Source organism: Bathymodiolus azoricus thioautotrophic gill symbiont, from assembly GCF_001298715.1.
In the GTDB taxonomy this organism is placed as follows: domain Bacteria; phylum Pseudomonadota; class Gammaproteobacteria; order PS1; family Pseudothioglobaceae; genus Thiodubiliella.
In genome coordinates this window covers 1-3,120 of the sequence record NZ_CDSC02000068.1, presented here as the reverse complement: position 1 = coordinate 3,120, position 3,120 = coordinate 1, and the positions used below count along the sequence as shown (strand labels likewise).

The window sequence follows — 3,120 nt, the reverse complement described above, 5'->3', positions numbered from 1 at the left end:
TTTGGATTTAGTGGTAATAGACTGTCTTATAAGATGTTGGTATTAATATAAGTTAGTCCCTAAAAAATAGTCAAAACCCTCTGTGATTTGTTGTTGCATTTTTACCTTCTGATTAATTGCTTCAAATAATACTATAAATAAATTATACATTTGTATAATTTTAATTTAAACAATAAAGTTTCACTAAGTTTTAGTATAATAAACATTATGATTAATCAAGTAAAAACCTATTTATTAGCATTACAAGCAGATATTTGCACACAATTAGAGGCTGTTGATACTGAGGCGACCTTTATTAAAGATAAGTGGAAAAAGCCTAATAACAAAGGCAATGGACTAACCAGAGTACTCACGAATGGTAAAGTATTTGAGCAAGCAGGGGTAAATTACTCGATTGTGCATGGTGATGATATGCCAGCTTCTGCCACTGCACTTAGGCCTGAGCTAGCAGGGCGTCGTTTCACTGCTTTAGGGGTGTCGTTAGTGATTCATCCGCACAACCCTTATGTGCCAACTTCACATGCCAATGTGCGTTTTTTCTTAGCAGAAAAAGATGGTGAAGACCCGATTTGGTGGTTTGGTGGTGGTTTTGATTTAACTCCTTATTATGGCTTTGAGGAAGACTGTATTTTTTGGCATCAAAATGCTAAAGATGCTTGCACACCGTTTGGTGATGAGGTGTATCCAAAATATAAAAAATGGTGTGATGATTACTTTTATATAAAGCACCGTGACGAACAACGCGGGATTGGTGGCTTGTTCTTTGATGATTTGAATGAAGGTAGTTTTGAGCAGTGCTTTGCTTTTATGCAAAGCGTGGGTAATAGTTATATTAAGGCTTACAGACCCATTGTAGAAAAACGCAAAGACAGTGAATATGGTGAGAGAGAGCGACAATTTCAGTTATATCATCGTGGTCGCTATGTGGAGTTTAATTTGGTGTATGACCGTGGCACACTGTTTGGTTTACAAACGGGTGGGCGCACTGAGTCAATCTTAATGTCCTTGCCGCCAAAAGTAGCGTGGGAATATCAATACCAGCCAAAAGCAAACAGCCCAGAAGCCAAACTATACGAATACTACCTCAAACCACAGGACTGGATTAATGCAAACTAATTTAGATGTTAAAAGATTACTCTGCCCCATGCCCGTCATTCGACTGGGAGAGGTGATTGAGAAAATTGATATAGGCGATACCATTCAGATAATTGCCACCGACCCTGGTGTCTTGCACGATATACCTGCTTGGTGCAAGGTGCATGGACACAAAGTGCTTGCTTGTGATGAAAAAACTAACGAGATTATTCTAATGGTGGAAAAAATATAATTTTTTTAGAGGGCTTTACTCTAAACCTAAAAAAGATTATTGACATGAAAAATAGCAGGTAGAATTGGAAATTAGTATCCAGTTTACTGGGGAAACTTCATAATATAAAACCCCAGCGTAAGTAAAATATTTACAAAGTCTGGAAACTTTTAGACATCTATGTCGATGAGGCAAGATTTAAGCGGTATTGATACCTTTGGCTTGGATGAAACCAGTGTTGCCAAAGGGCACGACTATATCACCCTATTTGTTGATTTATACAAAAAGGCAGTGGTGCATATTAGTGATGGTAAGAGCGCCAAAACTGTGCATGATTTTGTGGCAACATTAGAATAACAAAATGGCAACAAAGAGCAAGTTAAAGCTATTAGTTGCGATATGTCCCCTGCTTTTATTAAGGGCGTATGTAAGGCGATGCGTATGCGTGAGACCTTCCAGCAAATTTATCAAGCCCCTGATATGCAAACCTTTAGGCACTTGCTACAAAAATGGTATCACTGGGTTAGTCAGTGTAGTTTGCATCCAAGCACTACCCGCTTGTTTTTAACAAGAGCCCACTTGAGCGAACTATTTTCTAGTGGGTAGTGTTTGGACGCAATCCATTAATTCTCTTTTGAGCGATGGCATACTTCCTCCTACATGGAAAAATGAGATAGGTGGTCAAGTCTCTTGGCGAATACTTCGTTAGAAACTTATATGCAAAATCCAAAGTGGTTTGACTTAGAGCACCCTGAAACAGACAGAGGGTGTTTTGATTGCCATATATATAATCCTGAGACACTAAATGGACTTCATTTGAGTCATATATTCAATGTAGCAAAAGATTACGGAACTTGTACTTTTGATGCGAAATTTTTAACGATATTTGATTTTAAGAATCTACTATTGTAATAGTAAAAGGGGCGCCACCCCTTTATTTTATTGAAACAATTCTTTTATTTTGGGTAATAAAAATTCAGATAAATCTTTAAACGGTATAAGTATTTTAACAATGCCTTCTGATCCTGGCGCTACCTGATATTTGTCAAAAGAAATTAATAAACCTTTTTGAGTCAATACCACACTATCAAAGTTTTCTTGCTTAGGGGTGGTACCATCTTCGATAAATATATTATTTTCTTGTGGGTATTTTTTATGTAATTTTGTACGGGAAATTTCTGACAATGTTGATAAATATGTGTCATTAGAGAAAAAATCTGACAAATATATTTCCTTACCGCTAGCTCTGTGGAATATTCTAGAGGAAATGCTATCATTTCCACTGCCACCAGTATTAGTGTGTTGGTTAAATATAAATGCAATGTAATCTTCTGATACAAAAGAAACATCAAAATGTTGAACATAATTAGTGATAAATGTTGCTGCTTCTAAATTAGTTTCCGCAACATATTTCTTATAACTACTCTCTTGCTTTTTTGCTTCCTTATAAAATTCATCAATAAATTTTTGACTGAGTTGTCGAAGGGTTTTATTAATAGTTTTATTTTGTGTCACAGGAGTTACAACGAGGATCGTAGATCTACCCTCGTTGAACTGATCTTTTGTGGTGTTTACCGAAATCGAAATGCCCTTATATTTTGTTTCATCATGCCAAATAATTTGTTTAGCTTGGTAATTATCTGTTAACCCTATTTCTCCAATATTATTTTTGCTTAATAACATCCAAATCGTACCAATCAATGTGGCAGCAAATATAGGGATGATAATTTTTAAATTTAATTTATTTGAGGCTTTTGTATAACGCATAATTTTTCATCTTAATTTCAATTTTTATATTTTTTCAAAATTACCTG

The 3,120-nt window shown here is 35.6% G+C and carries 5 protein-coding genes; 4 read left to right on the top strand and 1 reads right to left on the bottom strand.

Going from position 1 to position 3,120, the window contains the following annotated elements:
* Positions 1-207 precede the first annotated feature (207 nt).
* The 4 genes from hemF (at position 208) to BAZSYMA_RS09630 (ending at position 1,912) form a co-directional block, all read left to right on the top strand.
* The gene (hemF, locus tag BAZSYMA_RS01340) at positions 208-1,116 is read left to right on the top strand and encodes an oxygen-dependent coproporphyrinogen oxidase (RefSeq protein WP_090714796.1); all 909 of its coding nucleotides are present in this window, start codon (positions 208-210) and stop codon (positions 1,114-1,116) included.
* The gene (locus tag BAZSYMA_RS01335; protein WP_090714793.1) at positions 1,106-1,327 is read left to right on the top strand and encodes a sulfurtransferase TusA family protein; all 222 of its coding nucleotides are present in this window, start codon (positions 1,106-1,108) and stop codon (positions 1,325-1,327) included. Before hemF ends, BAZSYMA_RS01335 begins: the two co-directional genes overlap by 11 nt.
* 159 nt (positions 1,328-1,486) lie before the next feature.
* Positions 1,487-1,663 carry a transposase gene (locus BAZSYMA_RS09635; protein WP_143243051.1) on the top strand — a complete coding sequence of 59 codons (177 nt, stop codon included), beginning with the start codon at positions 1,487-1,489 and terminating at the stop codon, positions 1,661-1,663.
* A gap of 42 nt (positions 1,664-1,705) precedes the next feature.
* The gene (locus BAZSYMA_RS09630; protein ID WP_143243050.1) at positions 1,706-1,912 is read left to right on the top strand and encodes a transposase; all 207 of its coding nucleotides are present in this window, start codon (positions 1,706-1,708) and stop codon (positions 1,910-1,912) included.
* 333 nt (positions 1,913-2,245) lie between these two features.
* On the opposite strand, the gene BAZSYMA_RS01330 is transcribed toward BAZSYMA_RS09630, so the two are convergent.
* Positions 2,246-3,073, bottom strand: coding sequence for an RsiV family protein (locus BAZSYMA_RS01330; protein ID WP_090714789.1), 828 nt, complete (start codon positions 3,071-3,073; stop codon positions 2,246-2,248).
* Positions 3,074-3,120: the final 47 nt, after the last annotated feature.

Bases quoted from the DNA above. Each gene is read 5' to 3' on its own strand.
- BAZSYMA_RS01330 (WP_090714789.1), bottom strand. From the start codon at position 3,073: ATGCGTTATACAAAAGCCTCAAATAAATTAAATTTAAAAATTATCATC.
- BAZSYMA_RS01335 (WP_090714793.1), top strand. From the start codon at position 1,106: ATGCAAACTAATTTAGATGTTAAAAGATTACTCTGCCCCATGCCCGTC.
- hemF (WP_090714796.1), top strand. From the start codon at position 208: ATGATTAATCAAGTAAAAACCTATTTATTAGCATTACAAGCAGATATT.
- BAZSYMA_RS09630 (WP_143243050.1), top strand. From the start codon at position 1,706: ATGTCCCCTGCTTTTATTAAGGGCGTATGTAAGGCGATGCGTATGCGT.
- BAZSYMA_RS09635 (WP_143243051.1), top strand. From the start codon at position 1,487: ATGTCGATGAGGCAAGATTTAAGCGGTATTGATACCTTTGGCTTGGAT.